We start from the raw sequence: 24,589 nt of genomic DNA, 5'->3' as shown, positions 1-24,589 counted from the left end.
AACGAATCAGAGATATCTGATTCAAGCCGAACTAGGGAAATTCTCTAGATCGACTATCGAAAGGAAACAAATGTCTACAAAGACAACTTTCAAGCGCATCGCGCTTGTTGCAGTTGTTGCTTTGACACTGGGTTCATTCTCAGCTGTTTCAGCTTCAGCAGCAGCAGGTCAGGCAGATACTCTGACTGCTGCATCAGCAACGTCAACAGCAACAGTTGGAACGGCAGTAACAAACATTGTTACTAGCTCATCTGTAGCTGCAGCTTCAGGCGACACAACATCATTCACAGTGTCACTACAGAGCTCACCAGCAACAAGCTCAGCTCTTCCAACAGTCACTGCTGCTGGCGGAACACTTGTTAACGCAACTTCAGCTGCATCAGGACTAACAGTTACTGTTACTTCAGCTGCCGCAGGTCGTTCAACTGGTTTCGGAACAATTTCTCTCAACGCAGATGTTGCGGGAACTTACGTTGTAAAGGTAACTCCTGCTACAGGAGCTAACTCTCCTGCTCTTCTATGGACAGTTACAGCTTCAGCAGTTGGTGCAGTTACAGCAGCTAACTCAACATCATTCATCAACCTAGGTGAGACAACAACTGCAACAGCAGATGTAGCAGTCTCAGTTACACGCGCTACTGATACATCAGCGCAGAAGGCTTCAATTGTTGTAACTTCAAAGAACGCTGCAACAACTGACCTAACATCTTCAACAATCTTGACTGCAACAATCACGGGTCCAGGAACACTTGGAATCGATACAGCTGCGAACGTAGCTTCAATCGTTTCAACAGGTCGTGGAATCACCGGTACAGCTGGTCAGAACACAATTGGTGTTTTCTCAGACGGTACTTCAGGTGTCGCAACTGTAACTATCTCAGCTGGTACAACAGTACTTGCAACAGAGACAGTAACTTTCTACGGTGATGTAGCTTCAGTTGTAGCAACAGTTGTTAACTCAGTAATTCCTGCGTCAAACACAGGTGCATCAGTTGGTGCAGTTACTGCAGTTGCATACGATGCAGCAGGCGTAGTTGTAGGCGCAGGTAACCTATACGCAACTTCATCAGTAGCAACAGTTGCTTCAAACTCATACACATCAGCAGCAATCACTTCAGGTAAGGCAACATTCACACTTGTTGGAGTAGCAGCTGGAACAACAACAATTACAGTTGGAACTGGATCATCAGCTACTGCAACAACAAACGTTGCTTCAGCTCCTGTAACAGTTCGTGTTGGTTCATCAACACCTGCATCAGTTTCTGTTACATGGGACAAGTCTTCATACGTTCCAGGTGAAGTTGCAACTGTTAAGGTAACTGTTTTGGATGCATCAGGACTTGCAGTTCCAAACGCTACATACGCAAATATCTTTGCAGCAGGTGGATTAACACCTACTTACGCATTGGGTTCAGCGTCAGCAACAATCTCAGGTACAGATGTAGTAGCAGCAACTTCAACAGGTTCAGCTACATACACAGTATTCGTTCCTTCATATGCAACTTCACTTCAGTTGAAGTACACAGGTGGAACAGGACTTCCAGTAGCAGCACAGATCGCCGGAACATCAGCGACTGTTGCAGTTGAAGGCGGTCAGGCTGTAGATACAGCTCAGGCAGCAGCAGATGCAGCAGCGGAAGCAACCGATGCAGCAAACGCAGCAACTGATGCAGCAAACGCTGCAGCAGAGGCAGCAGATGCAGCAACAGCAGCAGCACAGGATGCAGCTGATGCAGTAGCAGCACTTTCAGTATCAGTTGCAGCGATGATCGATGCTCTAAAGAAGCAGATCACAGCTCTAACTAACCTAGTAATCAAGATCCAGAAGAAGGTAAAGGCTTAATTAGCCTCGACCTTTAACAGGTTCTAACGGGCGGTGCACTCTCATAACGAGGGTGCACCGCTTTACTAATTCTCAGTTCATTATCAACTTCAGAATTGTTATTAATCCGAAATCAAATTGGTAAAAAGAAGAAAAAAGCGAGAGTAGATTGTGAGAGTGAACAAGCCAAATGTCCGTGATGTTGCGAAACAAGCAAAGGTTTCAGTTGGAACAGTTTCAAATGTTCTTAACCGCCCTGCGCATGTTTCTGAAGAAACACGTCAACGTGTTCGCGAAGCGATCGACATGCTGGGCTTTGTTCCAAATGCGCAAATGAAAAATAGTAATCGCGAACCAAAAGTTATTGGCTTGATTTTGCCTCTAAGCGATAATCCTTTTTACACCGAACTTGCACAAGGGGTTGAAGACTCGGTTGCTAAAGGTGGTTTAAGAGTATTGACGGGCTACAGCCGCGAAGATGAAGCGATAGAACTTCACCTTTTAACATCAATGGTGGACGCTGGTTTTAAAGGTGTAATCGTTACCCCAGTGGGTCCACGCAATCAGGTGTTTGAGAAGTACATCGATCAAAATATCCGCGTTGGATACATTTCTCAATCAGATGAAGAGCCAGAACAATGTTCAGTTTCTATTGATCAAGTTCGTGGCGGTTATATCGGCCTTGAGTATTTACATAAGTTGGGGCATAAAGATATTTTGTGGATTTCAGGCCCGTCTCACCACCACCAAAGCAATCAACGCTTTGTAGGCATCACCTTGGCATCCCAAGAGTTTGATGTGAATCTGCAGGTCATGAACTCACCTTCGCTGGACTTCATTTCAGGCGAACAAATTGCCCCATCGATCCTGGCCCTGCCCAAGCTGCCTGATGCGATCTTTGCGGGAAATGACGCCTTGGCCTTGGGAATCATCAACTTCTTGCTCAAGGAGGGAATTAAGGTCCCTGATCAGGTGTCTGTGTTGGGCTACGACAACGTCGCGTACGCTGAATCTGCCCTTGTGCCCCTGTCTACGGTTTCTCAAACCCCGTATCAACTGGGGTACACGATGGGCGAGCAGATGTTGGCCGAGCTTTCAGCTGATGAAAACCATCTTCACCAGCATGTGGTCTTCCAACCACAGATTGTGGAGCGATCTTCAACTAAAGCTCGCTGACCACCAGTACCCATTTCTTCTGCAACTTTGTGAGTTCATTTCTGCAAATACGCTGCAACTGACCATCTAAACCGTGACCAGTCATTTATACAAACCACTTCCAAAACCTCACCCTTACCTCTTACCCTTCTGCGTAAGAAGTTCAGCTGGAGATTTATCTCGTCCCTCAATTCCTGAAGATCAGGGGGGGGGGGCGCTAACCGGCGGATCTTTTTTGTGCGGGGGAATCCCCAATTCAAAAAGATCGCGCGCTCCGAACAGCTGCGGGATCGGTAGCAACCTTTGGACAGGAAGGTTACTAAGTTATTTGGAATTGAATTTGAACAGTTCAATGAACAAATAGCGACATCGACATGAGTCAGATTAGAAAATTTATTGAGTGGATGAGTTTCCATCCATCAACAGAAGAGATCGCACGCGCTCTTGCAACTGATTACCTATCTGATTATTCAGTCCAAGGTATTCGCTTTGGACGTATCAATAGTGATGATTCCATACATGTTTTAGGGCAGTACGGATATCCCGACGCTGATGCTTGGCGCAATCGTGTAATCCCAAGTGCTGAATGGCGCGCAGTTGATTCACCCGATGTGAAACTAATTGCGAGCGCATCAAAAGAAAAGTGGACTCCAAACTCTTTGATGCATGTAAATAGCCTGCGCGATCACGGCGTAATTCAAGGTTATTTAATTGTCGAATTTGCCAATCCCGTAAGTGATTCCGAAAAACAAAAAATTGCAGATGCGATTGATGATCTGTGTGTTCCAATCGCTTTGTACCTGTCATTCCAAAGCCGTGGAGCCTCAGTCAATATTCCTGGAATCGCTGCGATCAATGACAGCCGTGATTCAGGTGCTGGCCAGCTTTCTGCCCGCCAGCTATCGATCCTGCGCGGCATGGTCGAGGGCAAGACCAACCACGAATTAGCCACTGAAATGGGCTTTTCAGTTTCCACGATCCGCCACGAGACCATGCGCATCTACCAGGCGTTGGCCGTTAGCGATCGTAAGGAAGCTGCCAAGAAAGCGTTGATGCTTTCTCTGATCTAACGATCAGGCTGGACCCGCGGTGTGATCTAACCCTTTAAAGGGTGACTGACAGTGACCGCTTATGACCGTAAATCAAGGGCCTTATTTTGCGACCCTATCTACCTGCACTTCCCCCATTTGTACGCTGATTTAAGCGTGCCCACCGGCGAAAGCCCTGCGTTCTATTCCCAATACACGCTCAATCCATACCGCTAGAAATCTTTCTAAAGAAATATTTCATTTGGGCACAACATTTGGCCCCCAGCGGTGTCTTAACTATTAGAGGGCAAGACGTTGCCTTCATTATGAAACTCGCGGGAGTTACACACATGGCACTATTGAAGTCGAAAGCGGCGAAAGCAGCTGCAGCGACCGATGCCGCCCGCCTACTGAGCGCAAATCCCGCAGACGCTCTAGAAGCAACAACAACTCCAGGCTCAACCGCTGATTGGTCTATCGCACAACTGTCAGCGATCTACACCGAGCACCGCACACAGCTAGTCTCACAAGCACGCCGCATCACCCGCGATGAGGCAGAAGCAAATGAGGTCGTACAGGAAGCATTCTTGAAGTTCATGCTTGCAGCCCCTGACCTAGACACAGCTGATCGTGCAATTGCATACCTACGTACATCAGTTAACAACCTTGCGCTAAACGTAATCCGCGCACGTGGTGCACGCCCTAACTTGGTAGCAATCGATGCAGATACAACTCAGGAGCGCCTGAACGAGATCGCATCTGAAAACCACATTGATCTTGATATAACTATTACTGCTGCAGAAGATGCCGCGATTATCCGCGAAGCTCTTTCACGCCTAACTCCAGATCAGCGCACAGCGCTTGTTATGTGGGAAATGGAAGGCCGCACAACAGAAGAGATCGCAACCGCTCTTAATACAACTCCAGCAAATGTTCGCCACATTCTTGTGCGCGCTCGCAAGTCAATGGTTCGCGTTCTTGGCGAATGGATCGTTGATGAAAAGACTGGCCTAACAGCACTTGATGCTCTTTCAACAACATTCAAGAAGTCAGTTGAAATCGCACAGAAATCATCAAAGGCTGCGCTTTCACTACTTTTAGTTATTACAGCTTTCCTTGGCTTTAACTCAATGACTGGAAATGAATCTCCAATGCTTCCAGTTGTAGCCCAGGTAGAAACAGATGCACCTGCTGCATCAACTCCAACAGCTTCTGCAACAGCAACTGCTAAGGCACAAGCTGCAGCAACAGCTGCTGCGAAGAAGGCTCAGCAAGCAGCTGTGTACGCGAAGATCGCGGCACTTTCATTCTTGGGTCTTGATAAAGACGGAATCCCAACAGGATTCAGCGTTACTGATGAAAACTCAATCGCTGGTGTTGGCCGCGTAACAAAGGGCATCACAACTGTTGGTACATCAGGACTTCTAATCAACAACCAGTTCATCACAGGTTCAGTTGGTCCAAACGTTCTAATCGATCAGCTAATCACAGTTGATGGAACAGGTACTAATTACACCGTTAACAACATCAACGTTGGCTTCGGTGGTAACTGGCGTTCAGTTGAAATCAAGTCAACTGATACATCAATCGATCGCCTAGCAAATGGCAACTACTTGATTACATCGACATCAAATGTCGGTTACCTCAAGACATCAGATTTTGTGGTTCCAACTGGTTCACGCGGCTACGACTTAGGCGATGCACCAGCTTCAATCACAACTCGAGTTCTTATGAACTCTGGCAAGACACAGGTACTAGCGCAAGCAGTGCAGGTGAAAAACAAATAAATAGGTTTCCTCGCCGCGTCCGGATACACGGTGGGGAATTTGGTGAATCAGCACGTGCGATTCATCGAATCGGGTGAAAAAGACCCTCTCATGACATATGAGAAGGCACTTATTACCCAAAGCCGACCGGGGGAAATTCCCTCGATCGACTAATCGAAAGGAAACAAATGTCTACAAAGACAACTTTCAAGCGCGTAGCGCTTGTAGCAGTTGCTGCGTTGGGATTTGGTGTTCTAACTTCAGTTGCGCCCGCAAGTGCAACTGGTGCAATTACTCCAACTGCAATCACTGTGGGTACAACTCCAGTGGCTCAGGTTGGCGTAGCGAACATCACTCCAATCACAGTTGCAGCACCATTCGCTGACACAGTTGACACGTTCACAGTGAACGTAAAGATCACCTCAGCTCCTACTGGTTCTGCATTTAAGTCAATTACAACTGCAGGCAAGGCAGCAGACGGCACAGCCGGTGCTTCATTTGTCACTGGTGTATACGGTGCTTCAACTGTTCCTGCTCAGATTGATATCCTAGATAACACATCTACATGGGGTACAACTGGATCTGCAACACAGAATGCAACAGATAAGTTAACAGTTGCAGCTTTGTTCACTTCAACAGGTTGGACAACACAAACTTCAGCAGGGTTCAAAATCTCAATCACTCCTGATGTTGCTGGTACTTACACAGTACTTGTTTCAACTCGTGCAGGTTCAACTCTGACTAACTCATATGCTGCAGGAGATGCTTCTGCAACTTACACAATCACCACAGGTGGAGCAGTTTCAACAGTAGCACTCGCTGCTGTAACTGGTGCAACAACTGGTGGTACTACTTCAGAGGGCCAGATCTACAAGGTAACTTTGAAGGATGCTTCAGGAGCTGTAGCACAATTAGCAGCTGGTGAAACAATCAACATCACTTCAAGTGCGACTACAACAAATGTTGGTGAAATCGCTGCAGCTTGTGCTTCCGCATGTACACCGACTTACAATGGCGCTGGTGTAACAGCTGGACTCGATAGCTCAAACTTCTCAAACGGAGTTGGATACATCCAGGTAAAGGATGCAACCGATGCAGCTGTTGATGCGATCCTAACTGCAACTGGAAGTGGAATGTTGAGCTCAACTGTTTCAACAACAGCTACCTTCTCAACTGTAAAGCACTTTGAATTTACATCACTCACAATTGCCGACCCTCTACTTTCAGTTCGTCCAGGTAGCGGTCACAAGGGTGTAGCTGGCTCAGGCGCTTCATACACTGAAGATGTCTCAACTTCTACAACTTCACATTCATACCTACTTACATTCACAACTGCTAACGCAGCGGCGAAGTATGTAACTGTTGATATGACTGATACTTCAGGTCAAATCACTGGTCTAGTTGGAGCCACATACTCAACCTATGTTGCACCAGCACTTTCAACTGCAGCTACAGGTGCAGGCACAGCAACACTTTCTGTGACTACAGCAGCCATGCTTAACGGCTACTCATTCACAGCGAGCGTTGTAGCTGGTACATCATCAGCAATCGTTGTAACGTCACGCACAGCTTCATCTTCAGGTATTGCTGTAACAGTAGAGCCAAACTCAGTTGTTAAGGCTGCATTTGGTGCATCTTCTGTTCTTTCAGCAGTTGTGAAGGATCAATTTGGAGCAGCTGTTGCAAACCATGTTGTAACAGTTACAACTACAGGTCGAAATGCATCAGTAACAGGTACAACACTTGCTACAGATGCAAACGGTCGCGTAACTTACACACGTACAGATGCTGGTACATCTGCAACAACAAACAAGCAGGACGTTGTTACATTTACACCAACAACTGGAACAGCAGCGACTGTAACAATTAACTACACAGATTCAACACTTGGAATCTCAACTGTTGAACTAGAGACACCAACCACAGATGACACAGCGGCATCAGGTATTACATACACTGATATCAACGCTGAATCTTCAGGTGCTACAGGTTCATCTACTGCACGTACTTGGACTGCCGTAACAGCAACTGTTACAGATGCAAATGGAGCACTACTAGTTGGTGTGCCAGTTGTATTCAAAACTACCGATGCAGGTGCTGCAGTAGCTTCAACATACGTGACTGTTTACACAGGAACTGATGGAACAGCAACTTCATATGTCTATGGTTGGACAGCTGGAGTAAAGACATTCACTGCAACAGCAGGAACCAAGACTGGAACTGGAACAGTTGCATTCCGTCAAGGCGGAGCGACAGGTTCAACTTCTGGAAACGGTGAAGTACGATCAATCGCAGCAGTACTTGATGGAAACACCATCACAGTGACTGCAAAGGATCGTTTCGGCAACGTTGTTCAGGGTGTGCCTCTATGGGCAACTCGCACAGGTAATGGTCTATTCGGTGGAGGAAACAATGCCGCTGGAAAGATCACTGATGCAAACGGTAAGGCTGAGTTCATTTTCAACGCTGGTTCAGCTGATTCTGTTGTAACAATTCAGGCAGGCGGAGATGGTGCAAGCACTGCACCAACTAATGCTTGCTACGGCCAGACAGGCGCAAAGGCTGGAATTGCTGTTTGTTCTACAGCAACAACTCAGACTGCGTTCACTGCATACGTTGCTGGAACAACAACATTAGCTGAGGTTGGCGTCGGTGCTTCATTTGCTGATGCTGGTATCAACTCAGTAACTGTTGCAGTTGCTGCAGGAGCAGATGTTGCACAGGCAGCAGCAGATGCAGCAGCAGAAGCAACTGATGCAGCAAATGCAGCAACTGATGCAGCTAACGCTGCAGCAGAGGCAGCAGATGCAGCAACAGCTGCAGCACAAGATGCTGCAGATGCAGTAGCTGCTCTATCTACTCAGGTTACAGAGATGGTTTCTGCTCTAAAGAAGCAGATCACAGCTCTAACAAACCTAGTAATCAAGATCCAGAAGAAGGTAAAGGCTTAATTAGCCCGAGCTTCTCTGATCTACAGTGTTAAGCCGGGATCCGGTTCTTAATTGAATCGGATCCCGGTACACACAAAGATTTAAAAGCCGGTTAGTTCTTTCGGGAGCTAACCGGTTTTTAATGGCAGATGAATGACCAGTCTTGTCCATAATTTGATTTAACCAGTTAAAGAAATTGTTTGCCTCGTTATGAATGAATATGTCCGCGATATTGCAAAGGATGTTAGTTCACAATTCTTGCAGAGCTAACTCCTTTTGATTTCGAACTATGAAATGGAAAGGAGCAATCGTGTTGTTTGAAAGTTTTGCATTACAAACTATAAAACATTTACCAATTCGTCAAAAAACATTTGCTACCTACCATTCAATGTTGCGTTTGCACGTTTTTCCTACTCTGGCACATCGTGATATTCGAAGCATTAAGAGATTAGACATTCAAGGAACTATTCAAGGGTTGCCGCCACACACCAGCGCAATGTCATTGGCGGTGATTAAAACTGTCTTTAGAGAGGCTTTGGCTCAAGAGATTATCGATGCATCTCCTGCTCATGGAGTTTCAGGTCCAAAGATTATGGTTAAGCCGCGTGAATTCTTAACATGGGACGAAGTTGCTTCTGGGGATTTTGGTCAGTACACCGCGCACATAAGATTCCTCGCACTACATGGTTTGCGTTGGTCAGAGGCAGTCGCATTAACTCTTGAAGATATTCATGATGATCGCGTTTGGATCAATAAATCGATTCACGGGGAGACTAAGAGCAAGGCGGGCATTAGATCAGTTCCTTTGGTAAGTCCTTTTAAAGTATTTCCAAAAAGCCCTAAAACGCTTCGTAAGGTCCTAAAACCCTACGGTGTAGATATTCATTCTCTACGCCATACATACGCATACTTACTAAAGCAACAAGGTGTCCATGTAACTACTGCTCAGCGCCTACTTGGGCATTCTGATCCTCGAGTAACGATGAATGTTTATACCCAAGTCCTTGATAATGAAATTGATGATGTTGGTTTATTGCTGAGTAAAGTAGCTGGCTTTTAGTTCTTATTTTTGATTCTTCTTTAGCAATGCCGAAACCCGGCCCCCTCTTTCGAGAGAACCGGGTTCCGGACTAGAGCTAACTCCTAAGAGTTAAATCCTTTAGAAGCTCGGGCTAATTAAGCCTTTACTTTCTTCTGGATCTTGATTACTAGGTTAGTTAGAGCTGTGATCTGCTTCTTTAGAGCAGAAACCATCTCTGTAACCTGAGTAGATAGAGCAGCTACTGCATCTGCAGCATCTTGTGCTGCAGCTGTTGCTGCATCTGCTGCCTCTGCTGCAGCGTTAGCTGCATCAGTTGCTGCGTTTGCTGCATCAGTTGCTTCTGCTGCTGCATCTGAAGCTGTCTGTGCAGCAGATGTTCCGCCGTCTACAGCAACAGTTACAGTTGCTACACCAGCTGGGTATCCAGCTGCTGCCGTTGTACCAACGTAGCCAGCAAGATCAAGTGACTGACCACCTGAGATTGTTGCCTTAACAGAACCTGAACCAACGAATGCAACAACAAGTGTTCCATCTGCTGATGTTGTCTGTGTAGATGTCATTGGTAGACCCTGGAAGTATCCACCTGTTGCAACTAGTGAAACTGATGCAGCAGATACTCCATTGCCATTTGCGTCTGTTACAGAAATTGTTACAGGTACTGTTCCTGAATCAGCAGTTCCTGCTGTTACTGAAACAACGCGAGCTGTTCCTGCAGTCCACTTCACATAGCCAGTCTTTGTTAGACCGCCACCTGCGAATGAGAGTGCATATGTTCCAGCCTTAGTTGTGTAAACAGACCATGTTGCAACACCTGACGCATTTGTGTAAGCAGTTGCTGTTGAAGTTGACTTCAATGAAACGCCTGCTGGAAGTGTGATTGTTACTGGAAGACCAGCAATCGCAACTCCATTTGCATCCTTAACAGTTGCTGTTACTGCATCTGCACCAGCTGAAGCTGTTCCAGATGAATCAACTGCACCAAGATCCTTAGGTGCTGAAGCAGTTGTCGTAGTTGCAGATGGTGAAGTTGTCATTGTTGATGCTGTAAGAGCTGAAACATAAGTAATTGTTACTGTGTTTCCGCTTGCAGCGCCACCTGAGAAAGTCACTGTATCTGTGAGTGTTGCAGATGTTGGAAGAGCATCAGTTACTGTGTATGAAACAGTTCCTGTTGCATCTGTTACAAGGTTAGTTGCAGCAGCTGAAGTGTTACGTCCAGAAACTGATGCAGTGATTGCCTTGCCAACGGCTGCTACGCCGTACTGATCTACGAATGTAGCTGTTACAGTGATTGATCCACCATTAACAACCTGTACAGCTGCAGCTGGCTTGATTGTGATTTGGCCGGAACCAACAGCACCAGTTACACCAGTTACGGTTACAGCAGATAGACCTGAAGGTGTGTAAGTAAATGACTTCTTTACTGTTGTATTTGCCTTACTTCCTAGGGCTGCGTGAGCAACATCAAATGTAGCTGAAGCAAGTCCAGCAGCTGGATCTCCTGCTGCAGCTGCTGTATCAACAGCACCAAATGTTACTGTGATGTCCTGTGTGAATGCTGTCAAAGCACCGAAGATAGTGAAATCGGTGTCAGTGATAGAAACATATGTAACAGCATCAGCAACATTGTCAAAAATCTCGAATGTGTCTGAAGTTGATGTTGTTGAGACGCTGTTTGCAGTTGTAGATCCTGTAATACCTGTAACCGCAACACCATTTGCACCTGCAGGGATATCAGTACCATCTGAGTTACCGGCAGTTCCAACTACACCAACAACAGGAGTTCCAGCAGAAGCTGCATAAACCAATGATAGTGAAGATGAAGTTGCACCATCAGAAATCTTGGCAGTTAATGCCTTAGTTCCTGCAGTACCTGTGAAGTTCAGCCATGCATAACCTGATGCATTGAAGTTCGCTGCACCCAATGCGTAAGTTGTTGCAGTCTGAGAGACGGTTGTTGTAGTTGAACCGTTGCTAACACCAACAAGAGTTAGACCTGTTGGAATTGTGAACTGTGCCATCTGTGATGCGTTTAGGCGTGTTAGTGCGCCTGCAGAGTCTGCAGCGTTTACACGTACCCAAAGACCGTTAGTACCAGTTGATGAACCTGTTCCAGCTAGTTGCTGCTTCATCGCAACTGTTGCTGCTGCTGAAGTAACAGCAGTTACAGTGATGTACTTAACTGTATCTGAGCCCTTTAGAGCACCAGTTGCAGCCACATCGGAACCACCATCAAGGAAGTAAGCGATTGTGTATGAACCGGCTGCTGTTGGTGTGAATGTGAATGTATTTGCTGTTGATAGTGGGTAAGTAGTTGATGGAACAGCAGCTGAGAATGTGAATGTTGCTTTGTTGTCTGCCGCTGCCCATGAACCTGCTGCTGTGTAACCTGTACCTGCAGTTACTGCAGCTCCTGCGACAGCTGTAATTGTTGGTGCTGATGCAGAAGCATAAGCACTAACCACTGCAGAAACCACATAGGTATCTGAAGCGCTACCTGTTACAGAAACAGTTGTTGGAACTGTAATTGTTGATACTTGACCAACAATTGCAGCGTTAGCTGTAGCTGTTCCTAGGGAAATTGTCATACCTGTCGAGCGCGCACTAGCTGGCGCAACAGAAGAGAGAACCCCTAGACCCAAAGCTGCAACTGCTACAAGCGCTACGCGCTTGAAAGTTGTCTTTGTAGACATTTGTTTCCTTTCGATTAGTCGATCGAGGGAATTTCCCCCGGTCGGCTTTGGGTAATAAGTGCCTTCTCATATGTCATGAGAGGGCACTTTTCGAAAGATCAGGGTCATTTGGGGTCTCCGTTAGTACCCTTAGGGAGTGCAAGAGAAACTAGAGAGCTCACTCGTTCGCATTTTGGGTTGGGGCTTGATTGCCACGACGCTGCTGGTTACCCCTTTGTGGGCTTTAGATCCGATAAATCCGATCAAGATGCTGATTGCTGTTCCAGTGGGATTTATGTGTCTGGGATTAATTCTGGCAAATCGAAGAAGTGTTATCTGGAATAAATACAGAGTTCCCTTCGGTTTAATAGCAGGGTTTGTGATTTGGCAGTTATTAGTCGTTCTCTTGAGCGGTGGTGAGATCTACCAACAGTTATTTGGCACAAACGGTAGGAATACCGGATTCATAATTTATTTTGCCTTTTCATTAATTTTTGCTGGATCGATGATTGCCTCCAGCCCTGCCGCAATTAAAAACCTCGGCAGAATTATTATTATCGTTGGTACTGCATCAATTGCATACGGGGTGGTTCAAGCAAATGATGGCGATCCCTTTAAGTGGGTGAACCCATATTCACCAGTATTCGGGTTCCTAGGTAATCCAAACTTTCAATCGTCTTTGGTTGGCGTATTGGGGTCAGTCGTTTTTGCACAATTCTTTGCGAAAGGCTTGAAGATCCAATTTAAGGCATTAATCGGACTGTATTTATTGATTAGTTTGTATGTAATTAAAGAAACTGCTTCACAGCAGGGTTTTTTAGTTTTAGCTTTAGGTATTGCGATCGTTCTTGGACTATTTGTATTGAAATTGAATCGCAACTTGGGAGTTGGTTACGGGATACTTTCTATCCTTGGTTTCTTTGTCGTTCTCTTTGGAACCTTGAACAAAGGTCCACTAGGATCAGTTTTATATAAGGACTCAGTTACTTATCGTGGTGATTATTGGCGTGCTGGCTGGAATATGACCATCAGCCATCCAATATTTGGTGTTGGTATGGACAGCTACGGAGATTGGTATCGACGCAGTCGCACGTTGACCGCAACTTTAAGACGTGGGCCTGATACAACTAGTAACGCCGCACACAATGTTTTCTTGGATATCTCTTCTTATGGCGGCTTCCCACTGCTGATTATTTATGTGACGTTAATGGCTTTAGTCGTTATTTCTGGGGTAAGAGTCTTTAATCGCAGCACAAAATTTAACCCTGTATTTGTCGGAATCTTTGCTGGATGGGTTGCTTTCCAGGCGCAATCAATAATTAGTATCAACCAGATTGGTCTTGCGATCTGGGGTTGGGTTTTCTCTGGTTTGATTATCGGTTATGAGATTAATACCAGAAATACTTCTGTCGAAGCGCCGACCGTTAAGAAAAGCCGAGTAACTGGTAAGCCTATGCAAACATCGGCAGGTTCAGTGGTCGCTGTATTTATTGCCTTTGTATTAGGCATACTCGTTGGAATGCCGCCATATCTTGCTTCTGCAAAATATAAGAGTGCACTTGAAACAAGTAACCCACAGGTTATTCAAGAAGCCGCATATATTTGGCCAGTTGATTACTCAAGGATGATTCAAGTTGCAAGCACCTTGAACGATAACAAACTAGGGGCACAAGGACTTGAGGTTGCTTTGGATGCAACGAAGAGGTTTCCAGACAACTACTTAGTGTGGGCAACGTTGGATTCAATGAAGAATGCTTCGGCTGAGCAAAAGGCTCTGGCGCAGAAGGAAATGAAGCGCCTTGATCCTTTGAATCCGAATCTGAAATAACTCGGTAATCTAATCCTATGCGCGTTGCAATCATCGGTCAGGGCTATGTCGGCCTGACTATTGCTGTCAGCGCAGCAGGTGCAGGGCATTCAGTGGTGGGCTTTGATGTTAATAATGGATTAGTTGCCGCACTAAATGCTGGCACATCTCATATCGAAGGCATTACAGATAAAGCTTTAGGCGACTTTGTTGGCAGCGGAGCATATAAAGCAAGTACAGATGCAGCAGTTCTAGATGGCAGTGATGTCATTGTTATCGCCGTGCCAACACCACTTGATGAAAAGCGAAATCCAGATCTTTCATTTGTTCATGCTGCAGCAGATTTGATTGCACACAATGTGAAGACCCCAGCACTGATCGTGAATGAATCAACCTCTTACCCCGGTACTTTGCGCAAGGAAATCGCAGCCCGGATTACTGGTGTGGCTCATATGTACGCCTCTTCACCAGAGCGAGTGGATCCAGGTAATGCTCAATGGGGAACAAAGAACACTCCACGTTTAATTGGTGGATTAACGCCAGCTGGGGTTGCAAAAGCCCGTGAATTTTATGGCAGTTTCTGTGACACCATCATTGAAGTTTCATCACCCGAGGTAGCAGAAGCAGCAAAGATCTTTGAAAATACCTTCCGCCAGGTAAACATTGCATTAGTAAATGAGTTCGCACAGATTTCAGATGCATTGGGAATTTCAAGTCGTGAAGTGATTGAAGCAGCTGGTACAAAGCCTTACGGTTTTATGGCATTTAATCCTGGTCCAGGAGTAGGTGGCCATTGCATTCCAGTGGATCCAAGTTACTTGGCGCATGTTGCAAACGAGCTTGGTATCCCTGCCACATTTATTAAGCGTGCAAACGAGGTAAACCTTGCAATGCCTGCTTATGTGGTGAAGCGAGTGATCGAAGGGTTCGGTGGATCGATCGCTGGTAAATCAGTTGTTGTAGTTGGAGTTTCTTATAAGGCCAACGTTGCTGATACTCGTGAGACGCCAGCGGCAGCGGTTATTGATGTACTGCGCGAGCAAGGTGCAACAGTTGTTTGGCATGATGAATTAGTAGGTTCATGGCGCGGTGAAAAATCTTCGCCGTTAGCTGCTCATGAGATCGCCGTTGTTGTTACTAAGCATGATGGTGTTAGCGATGCAGCAATTAAGGCTTCTGGGTATGTATTTGATTGCACCGGCACAGTATCCGGCGTAGACGGCATTTAAAGCGCAGCTATATCGCTGATTATTTGCATCAAATCCTTGGTAGGCGCCCAGTTAATAGCTGATTTAATCTTTGAGATATCAGGGACTCGGCGCTGGATATCTTCAAACCCTGCTGGGTATGCATCTGAATATGGTGTGTAGGTAATTTCGGATGTTGAACCAGTTGTTGCTAGAACCTGTTCTGCCAGCTGCTTGATGGTTACTTCGCCGGTTCCGCCTACGTTATAGACATCTCCGATTGTTGATTCAGTTGCGGCAATAATTGCAATTGCTTGAACTGCATCTGACACATGGCAAAAGACTCGTGATTGGGTTCCATCGCCGTAGATTGTGATTGGTTCATTCTTTAGCGCTGCTTGAACAAAGCGGGGAACAACCATTCCGTAGCGCCCTGTTTGACGACGACCAACTGTGTTGAATAAGCGAACAGTTGTCACAGGTAATTTCTTTTCTTGGTGAAGTGCAAAAGCCATTGCCTCTTCAATAGCTTTGGCATCGCTGTATGTCCAGCGGATCTTTTGTGGAGCACCGACTACACGATCATCAGTTTCATTTAATGGTTGCTTAGGGTTCTTGCCGTAAATTTCAGATGTGCTTGCGATGATAATTCGCTTATTGAACTTAGCTGCTGAGTTTAAAACAACTTCGCTACCAGTGATGTTGGTGCTCATTGATTCAAGTGGAGATTCAAGAATTGTGTTTACGCCAAGGGCTGCTGCCATGTGAAGAACTAAGTCGGTATCTTTGGTCAGGGTTTCGATTAATTCGATGTTGCGAATATCGCAATCAACTGTGGTGATCTTTCCATCAAGGTGCGCGATGTTGTTTTTTGATCCAGTTGAGAAGTTATCAAGAACTGTTACTTCGTGCCCTGCTGCTACGTAATGGTCGGCTAAGTGGGATCCGATGAATCCGGCTCCACCAGTAATGAATACGCGCATGGGTAAACCTTATTTCACAATCGATTTATACAGGTCAATGTGAGCGTTGATCATGCGGTCAACAGAGAAAAGAGCGTGTGCGCGGGCGGTGGCTAAGGTGCCCATCTTTGTGCGCTTCTGCTTATCCAGCAATAGAGATTCAATTGCGGCTGCGATTGATCCAGCATTCTTGTTGGTCACGATGCCGGTCTCGTGATTGAGCAGTACTTCAGAGACTGAGCCAACATCGGTTGCAACAACTGGTTTGCCAGCCAATTGTGCTTCGATTAAAGCAACGGGCATGCCTTCATTTTCGCTGGTGGACAGGATGATGTCGGATGCACCAAATAGATCTTCTGCCTTTGCCCAGCCAATAACGCTGACATTGGAGGGCGCCTTGGCTTTGACTTGATCGAGTAGATCGCCACCGCCTGCCATCACAAAGTGGGTATCTGGCATTGCATCAGCGACCTGAAGGGCAAGCATTGGGTTTTTAACACCGGTAACGCGAGCGATCCATCCAACAATTGGTTGCCCGTTGTCGGTGAGCCCCAAGTTCTTAATCGCCTCTTCTCGCGGAGTGATGTTAAGTGCAACAACCCCGGGAGGAATATTTACATACTGCTCTTTTGTACCGATGTGTTGTTCAAGTAGTTCTTCAGAAACTCGACGACCAACTGTCACAAGTTTGCGTGATTTCTTTGCAAGCATGCGCTCGACTTCGATGATCACCTTTGATTTAAAACCTGAAAACTCTGGGTCATCCAGCAAGTGGCCATGAAAAGTGTGAACAACAGGAATAGTTTGCTTTTTCATGCGGGTGACGTACCCAGCTTTAAATGTATGGGTATGAATGATGTCCGGCTTTACTTCGGCAATAATCTTTTCTAACTGCTTGCGTGCAAAGTGATCCTTGATTGGATTGATCGTACGTCCCATCGAAGGGATTCTGATGATGTCAATTGATTGCGCGGATTCATCTTCAACTTCAGCACCTTGAACAAATCCAGTTGCAACAAAGGTTTCGATCCCGTGCTTAGGTAGTTCGTTTGCAAGCTGGGTGATGTAACGGGCAGTGCCACCAACATTTAGACGAGCGATTACATGCAGAACGCGCATTGTTAGTTTGCTTCGTAAGCGGCAACAACCTCTTCTGGGTTGCCAATCATTTTTACATGGCCGTTTTCTAGCCACACTGCGCGGGTTGCTAATTCGCGAACCGCTGACATGTCATGTGAGACCAGAACAACCGCAGCACCGCTGTTGATCAGTTCGTGCATGCGAGCCTTTGATTTTGCTTGGAAATCAGCATCACCAACGGAAAGAACTTCATCTACTAGAAGCACTTCTGCTTGCTCATCTGTTGCGGTTGCAAAAGCTAAACGGGCAACCATTCCTGAAGAGAATGTGCGAAGGGGAAAATCCATATGGTCTGAAACGCCAGCCCATTCGCCGATTGCAGGGGTGCGTTCTTTAACGTGCTTAACCTCGCGGCCCATCAGCGCTGAGTAAAACAGCACGTTTTCAGCACCCGTCATCTCGGGATGAAAGCCTGCGCCAAGTTCGATCATCGGTGCGATCTTTCCGTTGACCTGTGAAGTTCCCTTTGTTGGAGGCAGCACACCAGCTAAAACTTTAAGCAGTGTTGATTTACCTGCGCCGTTGCGACCAAGGATCGCAACAACTTCACCCTTATCTACGGTGAAGGAAACATCTTGAAGTGCAACGTAATCAACTACGCGGGCTTTGCCCTTAATGGCATCGCGGAAGAGTTCTTTCAGCGATCCTGATTTATTCATCAGTACGCGATAGGTCACGTTTACGTTTTTAACTTCGATAACGGCCATTAGAGCATCGCCACCGTTCTTGGCCAGTACTTTTTAAAGACATAAGTACCAAGCAGAATCGCAAAGGTTGACCAGATAGTCATGTAGATCCAGCTGAAAAGAGTTGGGGTTGCGTTGTTTGAAAATGCCCATCGGAAAATATCTAAGTAACTAGTTAGTGGGTTCCAATGGATGATGCGCTGCATCTTTTCATTCATTACCGTTACTGGGTAGAAGATTGGTGTTAGGTACATCAAGATCATCAGTAGGACGTTAACGATGTTGCGAGTATCGTCGAAGCGGATGAACATGATCGAAAGTGCAAGACCTAGACCTGCTGTTAGGAGTGCGAGAGCGATTCCAACAAAGAAAACCAATGGCAGGGTTAGTGCCAGAGATTGTCCTGAAATGAAGCAGACAAGCGCCAGTGGAATCATTCCGATAAAGAAGTTTGCAAGGCCGGCTAATGCTGAAGAGATCGCGAAGATCTGAGGCGGAACATAAATCTTGGTAAGGACTCCGCCATTACTTGCGATTGAATCTGCGGCCTGCATCAGACCTTGATTAAAGAATGTGTTCATCAAGATTCCGGCCATTAGATATGGCGCGAATTGCTGACCGCTGGGCAGGCGTGATGCGAATACAAAAGAGAAGACGTACCAAAGAACCGCGCTTGTAAGAATTGGGTTCAACAAGGTCCAGCCGATACCGATAACACTGCGCTTGTAGCGAAGGGTTAGCTCGCGATTAACTAGCAAGCGAATCAGTTGGGCGTACTTCATGATGGGTTAAGGGTATCGGGCTTCATAGGCGGCTCAGCGTTGCTGCTCACCCAGTTCTCAGGGTTCTGAGGTGTAATTGAGCCATGACTCAGCCAACCCGCATTTATAAGCACTCAGCCGCAGGTACCGATTGGGCAGCGCTGCTGCTTGGTGCGGGGTTGGGGCTGACGTTGGCGTTGCAGCTGACTACGGTGCGGCTTAGCGATTTCAATACTTTCTATTCGGTTGTTGTTTCACTCAGTCGCTTGTTGGCATTGGTCGGAACCTATTTTGCAGTTGTCGGAATGTTTTTAATTGCACGTATTCCATGGGTGGAACGCGGAGTTGGTCATGATCGATTGGTGACATGGCATCGCAAGTTAGGTCCATGGTCTTTGTATGCAATCGGTCTGCATGTGTTCATGATCGTTTTGGGATTTGCTGGTCAAGATTCAATTCCTTTGTATAAGGAAATGTGGCAGTTCTTAACTACCTATGACTGGATGTGGTTTGCACTAGCGGGATTTATTTTGATGGTGATGGCTGGTGTTACTTCTTATAAGAAGGCACGAGCAAAGATGAGTTATGAAACCTGGTGGTTGGTTCACATTCTGACCTATGCAGCGGTTGCTGCATCATTTATGCACCAGGTAATTAATGGGCAGATGTTTATTGGGCATCCATTAAACCGTGCTTATTGGACTGCGTTATATGTTGCGATGGCTGGTGCGATTATTTACTGGCGCTTCTGGGTTCCTTTCTATCGTTCCATGCGAGTTAACTTAAAGGTTGAAAAGGTTGTCGTTGAAGGACCTGGAGTTGTTTCAGTAATCATGAAGGGGTATCACTTAGATACTTTGAATGCGCAAGGCGGACAGTTCTTTGGATGGCGCTTTTTAGCCAAGGGTCATTTCTTGATGTCACATCCATATTCTTTATCTGCAGCTCCAACTGAAAAGCATTTGCGAATCACAGTGAAAGATTTAGGTGATCACTCACGTTCATTGGCTTTCTTAAAGCCGGGCACGCGAGTATTTGTTGAAGGTCCTTATGGTGCATTTACAGCAGGGCGTTCGACTCAGCCGCATGTGGTGTTGGTGGGCGGAGGCGTAGGTATTACGCCTATTAGAGCGCTTATGGATGAGCTTTCTGGTGGCGTGCAGATGGATGTGTTGTTCCGTGCATCAAAGGAAGAGGATCTAGTTCTTAAGAAAGAAATGGATTACTTGGCTTTCAATAGCGGTGGATCGATTCGGGTTCATTACCTAGTGGGACCGCGCAAGAACCATCCGATGGATGCGAAGTCATTGAAGGCGCTTGTGCCGCAGGTTGCAGATAGCGATATTTACATCTGTGGGCCAGAGCCATTGGTGACGCAGGTGCGTAAGGCAGCTGAGGATCTAGGTGTGCCGAAGAATCGTTTCCACGACGAGGCGTTTGCGTTCCATAAGGAGTAAAGCTTTTAAAGGGTAAAGACTCTGCGGGGGCTTTGCGGGCGTTCTCAGAAATCATTCAGGTTAGTAGGCTTTTATACAGGTGTTGATCCATTCGAGGGGATCTACACAAAATATGCAAGAAGTGAGGGTATGAGATGAAGCGGGCGCTGCTGATTGCAGGAGGCACTGTGGGGGGTCTTGGTGCTGTCTTGGCGATTACGCCACCTCAGCTGGGTTCTAGCGGTTCAATAAATATCGCTGGAGGCTCTGCGATTGGTTCCACTGGAACTAGTTCATCAGCGTCTGCTTCATCATCAACTTCTACAAAGGCTGTTGCAACTGCCAATGCGACGAAGACTGCTAAGCCGGTTGCGACGAAGAAGGCAACGCCTGCTGCGAGTGCGACAGCGGCGGCTACGAAGAGTGCAACGCCAACTGCTGCTGCAACAACTGCGGTGGCGACTCCGGCTGCAAAAAGTGGAACATTTACAGGGCCTGCGGTTTTTGTTAACTACGGAACTGTTCAAGTAAAAATTACTGTGCAAAACGGAAAGATTATTGATGCCGTTGCAGTGCAGGCACCAAGTGGACGTAATGATCGATACACAAATATGGCTGTGCCGATTTTGAAGCAACAGACATTGGCTGCGCAGAGTGCCAATATCAAGGGCGCATCTGGTGCTTCGTACACAAGCTATGGCTGGTTTAAGTCATTGCAGGGAGCGCTCGCAGACGCTGGTTTGTAAGGTGTTTGTGTAGGGTTGCTGAATGAATCAACTGCGTCGACAGTTTCCTGTGTGGGGAACGATTGTGGATGTGGATTGTTCTGGGGCGAATGTCAGTGCGGCGGATTTAGATCGCGCTATGAATTCAGTGATTTCTTTTTGCGAGGATGTTGATCGCGATTTTTCAACGTATAAAAATCGGTCGTGGGTGTCGCGGTTGCGTCGCGGAGAAGTTGCGATTGAGGAATGTCCAGATGATGTGATTGAAGTCTGGGATTTATGTGCACAGGCAAAGTGGTTAAGTGATGGGGCTTTTGATCCGTGGGCGGTTGATGGAGGATTTGATCCATCAGGGTTAGTAAAAGGTTGGGCCGCCGATAAGTGTGCCGATATGTTGGTTGCAGCAGGTGCTGCGCATGTGCAGGTAAATGCAGCTGGGGATTTAACGTTGCGTGGTGGGTTTGTAGATAGCGATGGTGTTGTTAAGCCGTGGCCGATTGGTGTTGTAAATCCCGATAATAAAATGGAAGCTGTAAAGGTATACGAAATTATGGATGGTGCGATTGCAACATCGGGGACATATGAACGCGGGGCACACATCAGCGATCCGCACAGCGGGATGATCGCAATTGGGGCGAAGTCGGCAACCGTTGTTGGGCCACAGGGTTGGCTGTGTGATGCCATGGCAACTGCGGTCATGGTTGGCGGAACAGACTCAGTTGCTTGGTTTGGACAGGAAGAGTTGATGGGTTATCAGGTATTTGCGGTCAATCGACATGAACAAACAGCGTGGGAGATTTAGGATGCTCACCATGCGCAGACGGGTTTCGATATTAATCGCTTTTGTTTTTGCGATCGGTTCATTGGGGCTTGCTCCTGCTTACGCAGTTGATGAGCGAGTGATCGATGTTGTTGCAGTTACCTGGCCGGGTGCGGTTGCACCAGCTGGTGATGTAAACAAGGTTGCCGCGGTAATTGATTCCGAAGTAAATGCTGATTGGCTGAAGTTCACCGCGATGTATGGCGACACAAAAGATCGCGGAGTTTCATTTAAATCAGGCAAGGTTTTAAAGGAAAACATTGATCTGCTTTCAAAGATGGCGTGCCAAGGTATTGCTGCTTCAGATTTCATGAATCAAATTCGCCCCGAGGCGTATAAGCGTTTAGGAATTACAGATTATTCAAAGCGCTACTTAGTTGTTATTGCACCAAAGGCTGGCTGTGTGTGGTCGGGCCGTGCTCAAATGGGTGGACCAAAGAGTGTTAGCGGCACATTGATATTGCATGACAGCGCTTCAAGTTTTGTAATCTCACACGAATTAGGTCACACCTTTGGTTTAGGTCACTCAAACTTTTTGCGTTGCGATAACGCGGCAAATGATGGCGCCTGGTCAGATACCTGCAAGGCTGTTGAATACGGCGGAACGATCGATGTAATGGGAAATGTTGATACAACATCTCCGTTAAGTACCTACCACCAGTGGCGCATGGGGTATTTAGATGATTCACAAATCAAACAGGTGTGGCAATCAGAATCAGTAACTTTGGCGCCAAGTGATTTTGCAAATGGCGTTAAGGCGATCTTTGTTCGCGATGGAAAAGCTGCGTACTGGATTGAATACCGTCGCAAGAGCGATGGTGCTGGATACAAGCCAGGGCTTGCGATTTATCGTTTAGATCCTCCACCGATTTCATCTGTTGTTTCACCTAATCCTGAAGATGCAGCTGCATCGGAATTTGGTTCTGTTTTAGGAACTGATGTGTGGATGTTGAATTTAGACACCTATCAATACCGTGATTCAAGATCTGTTGGCGGATCAATGACAGCGCTGACAGCAACAACCTATTCAGGGAATGTTTCCTTTAGCGCTGTCGCCTCTGAAACTAGTGCAGTTGTCACCATTAAGAAGAAGGCTGATACGACGCCTCCTCCGACTCCGGTTTTGGTACCGGTGGCACAGTGGAATTCGCCGAATATGGTGATCCTCAAAGAGGGATCAGAGGATGCAGATACCGCGATTACCGGCTTTGAAGGCCAAATAGACGGGGTTGTGCAGACACTTAAGGCTTCAGATATCGATGGCTGGATGCCGACGTACCTAAGCCCATTTGTGGCGCCAAAGACTATGTATCTGCGTGATCTGCCTGAAGGTAGCTACACCTTTGCAATGCGATCCGTTGATGTAGTTGGCAACAAGAGCGATTGGTCTGCGCCGGTAAAGGTTGTAATTGATCGCGCACATCCAGTTGTGACAAATGATTTTGTTTTAACCGGTGTTAGTGGCAACGAACTGTCACTGCAATGGAAGGGCGCAACAGATGCAGGTGCAGGAATCTGCCAAGCAAATGTTGTCGATGAGGATGGTTGGGTTTTGCAATCTAGCAATATAAAGAATGCGCCTGCATTTAAGGTAGCTAGTGGAACATCAGTCGTTGGTACCGCGCAGGTCTTTGACTGCGTTGGTAACGGATTAACTGGCGATATCAGCATTGCAAATACATTTGTAACCGCTGATAAGAGTTCAAAGACCGGAAAATGGAGCCCAGCAGGCAGCGCATATGGAGCAGGAGCAATTAAATGTGTGGGTAAGTGCACAGCATCGCTAACTGTTGCTGGCAAGAATGATGTTTTAGTTGGTGCAGGTGCTGCAACTGTTGCGGTTGGAAATAAGACCGTTGCAACCATTGCTGATAGCAAGGCTGCAAAGCTTCGCATTGGTGCAACTGTTGATGTTGGAACAACCAAGAAGGTTGTTCGTGTAAGTGGATCAAACTTTGTTTTAATTGGTTTAACTTCAGTTACAACAACACTTGGATCCCTGAAGGAAGTCGATCGCGCACCTGCAATTAGTGATCCATCCTTGACTGATGACAAGCAGGTAAAGCTTGCAAAGCTCGGATTCCGCGCTGAAGATTTCAGCCAGGAATGGACTGTTTTACCTATGGGTGGCGGAACAAAGCTTGATGATCCATCCCTTGATTTGTGTAACGGAACTTTCGCATCTGAAAAGGATCGTGTTGAACGCCGCCAAGTAACTGCAACAAAGGTTGGCTCAACATTCTCATTCTTATCAACTGAGGTTGTTAAGTACTCATCTGCTGCAGCAGCAAGTGCTGCGCAGAAGGAGCTTGTAAAGGTTTTGGCTCAGTGCCAAGCAGATAAGGGATACAAAGATGCAACGGGAGCCTTAGTTCCTTACGACTTTAAGACGCTAAAGAACATCCCCGCTGGCGTTGTTTCCGAAGGCAATCGCGTATTTGTTCACGCAGTTATTGATAGCGGAGTTCGTGCGCGTACCTTGCTTGGCTTCTACCAATTCAATGGCGATACCTTCACAGGTCTATACGTCATGAACGCTGAAGGCTTCAGTGATGCTCAGGTTGCTAAGTGGCTCAAAGTCGCCGTGACAATGAGCCAGCGCCTTCAAGCGAAGTCATAACCAAACGATCATTGATTGTTTTGCGGTAGG

17 protein-coding genes are annotated in these 24,589 nt (G+C 46.6%); 12 read left to right on the top strand and 5 right to left on the bottom strand.

All coding sequences use genetic code 11. The features are described from left to right. Window positions 1–70: 70 nt before the first annotated feature. From AC8GFU_RS06835 to AC8GFU_RS06810, 6 genes are all read left to right on the top strand, one after another. Entirely contained in the window at window positions 71–1,843 is a 1,773-nt protein-coding gene (locus AC8GFU_RS06835; protein ID WP_506626393.1) for a beta strand repeat-containing protein, read from the top strand. A 156-nt stretch (window positions 1,844–1,999) separates the two neighbouring features. Further along, the gene (locus tag AC8GFU_RS06830) at window positions 2,000–2,998 is read left to right on the top strand and encodes a LacI family DNA-binding transcriptional regulator (RefSeq protein WP_506626392.1); all 999 of its coding nucleotides are present in this window, start codon (window positions 2,000–2,002) and stop codon (window positions 2,996–2,998) included. A gap of 353 nt (window positions 2,999–3,351) precedes the next feature. Further along, entirely contained in the window at window positions 3,352–4,047 is a 696-nt protein-coding gene (locus tag AC8GFU_RS06825) for a response regulator transcription factor (protein WP_506626391.1), read from the top strand. 308 nt (window positions 4,048–4,355) lie between these two features. Continuing rightward, window positions 4,356–5,792, top strand: a complete 1,437-nt coding sequence (locus tag AC8GFU_RS06820; RefSeq protein WP_506626390.1) for an RNA polymerase sigma factor — start codon at window positions 4,356–4,358, stop codon at window positions 5,790–5,792. Between the two features lie 167 nt (window positions 5,793–5,959). After that, the gene (locus tag AC8GFU_RS06815) at window positions 5,960–8,722 is read left to right on the top strand and encodes a beta strand repeat-containing protein (RefSeq protein ID WP_506626389.1); all 2,763 of its coding nucleotides are present in this window, start codon (window positions 5,960–5,962) and stop codon (window positions 8,720–8,722) included. A gap of 289 nt (window positions 8,723–9,011) precedes the next feature. Next, window positions 9,012–9,761 (top strand): tyrosine-type recombinase/integrase, encoded by a 750-nt coding sequence (locus AC8GFU_RS06810; RefSeq protein ID WP_506626388.1) that lies wholly within the window; start codon window positions 9,012–9,014, stop codon window positions 9,759–9,761. Between the two features lie 116 nt (window positions 9,762–9,877). Here the strand turns inward: AC8GFU_RS06810 and AC8GFU_RS06805 are convergent, their stop codons facing one another. Continuing rightward, window positions 9,878–12,436 carry a beta strand repeat-containing protein gene (locus AC8GFU_RS06805; protein WP_506626387.1) on the bottom strand — a complete coding sequence of 853 codons (2,559 nt, stop codon included), beginning with the start codon at window positions 12,434–12,436 and terminating at the stop codon, window positions 9,878–9,880. 136 nt (window positions 12,437–12,572) lie between these two features. Here AC8GFU_RS06805 and AC8GFU_RS06800 point away from each other — a divergent pair, with 136 nt between their 5' ends. Continuing rightward, window positions 12,573–14,243, top strand: coding sequence for an O-antigen ligase family protein (locus AC8GFU_RS06800; RefSeq protein WP_506626386.1), 1,671 nt, complete (start codon window positions 12,573–12,575; stop codon window positions 14,241–14,243). A 17-nt stretch (window positions 14,244–14,260) separates the two neighbouring features. Beyond that, window positions 14,261–15,451: a nucleotide sugar dehydrogenase gene (locus tag AC8GFU_RS06795; protein ID WP_506626385.1), complete on the top strand. Its 1,191-nt coding sequence runs from the start codon at window positions 14,261–14,263 to the stop codon at window positions 15,449–15,451. Here the strand turns inward: AC8GFU_RS06795 and AC8GFU_RS06790 are convergent. From AC8GFU_RS06790 to AC8GFU_RS06775, 4 genes are read right to left on the bottom strand one after another with little or no spacing between them, the layout of a single operon-like run. Continuing rightward, a complete protein-coding gene (locus AC8GFU_RS06790) occupies window positions 15,448–16,392 on the bottom strand; it encodes an NAD-dependent epimerase/dehydratase family protein (protein WP_506626384.1) in 945 nt (314 codons plus the stop codon). The two genes, AC8GFU_RS06795 and AC8GFU_RS06790, sit on opposite strands and share 4 nt — an antisense overlap. A 9-nt stretch (window positions 16,393–16,401) precedes the next feature. Then, complete coding sequence (locus AC8GFU_RS06785; protein ID WP_506626383.1) at window positions 16,402–17,490, bottom strand: glycosyltransferase; 1,089 nt, start codon at window positions 17,488–17,490, stop codon at window positions 16,402–16,404. Window positions 17,491–17,492: 2 nt separating this feature from the next. Continuing rightward, complete coding sequence (locus tag AC8GFU_RS06780; protein ID WP_506626382.1) at window positions 17,493–18,218, bottom strand: ABC transporter ATP-binding protein; 726 nt, start codon at window positions 18,216–18,218, stop codon at window positions 17,493–17,495. Further along, window positions 18,218–18,979 (bottom strand): ABC transporter permease, encoded by a 762-nt coding sequence (locus AC8GFU_RS06775; protein ID WP_506626381.1) that lies wholly within the window; start codon window positions 18,977–18,979, stop codon window positions 18,218–18,220. Before AC8GFU_RS06775 ends, AC8GFU_RS06780 begins: the two co-directional genes overlap by 1 nt. A gap of 83 nt (window positions 18,980–19,062) precedes the next feature. Here AC8GFU_RS06775 and AC8GFU_RS06770 point away from each other — a divergent pair, with 83 nt between their 5' ends. The 4 genes from AC8GFU_RS06770 to AC8GFU_RS06755 all read left to right on the top strand — a co-directional run bounded on the left by AC8GFU_RS06770 (window position 19,063) and on the right by AC8GFU_RS06755 (window position 24,559). Further along, window positions 19,063–20,415 carry a ferredoxin reductase family protein gene (locus tag AC8GFU_RS06770; protein ID WP_506626380.1) on the top strand — a complete coding sequence of 451 codons (1,353 nt, stop codon included), beginning with the start codon at window positions 19,063–19,065 and terminating at the stop codon, window positions 20,413–20,415. 134 nt (window positions 20,416–20,549) lie between these two features. Beyond that, entirely contained in the window at window positions 20,550–21,140 is a 591-nt protein-coding gene (locus AC8GFU_RS06765; RefSeq protein WP_506626379.1) for an FMN-binding protein, read from the top strand. Between the two features lie 22 nt (window positions 21,141–21,162). Beyond that, entirely contained in the window at window positions 21,163–21,921 is a 759-nt protein-coding gene (locus AC8GFU_RS06760; protein ID WP_506626378.1) for an FAD:protein FMN transferase, read from the top strand. A 10-nt stretch (window positions 21,922–21,931) separates the two neighbouring features. Next, entirely contained in the window at window positions 21,932–24,559 is a 2,628-nt protein-coding gene (locus tag AC8GFU_RS06755) for a metallopeptidase domain-containing protein (protein ID WP_506626377.1), read from the top strand. Window positions 24,560–24,589 lie beyond the last annotated feature (30 nt).

It is taken from the genome of Planktophila warneckei (SeqCode) (assembly GCF_965234675.1).
Taxonomy (GTDB): Bacteria; Actinomycetota; Actinomycetes; order Nanopelagicales; family Nanopelagicaceae; genus Planktophila; species Planktophila warneckei.
Note: the sequence above shows the minus strand (reverse complement) of the source record. Positions and strands in the feature narration are given on the sequence as shown.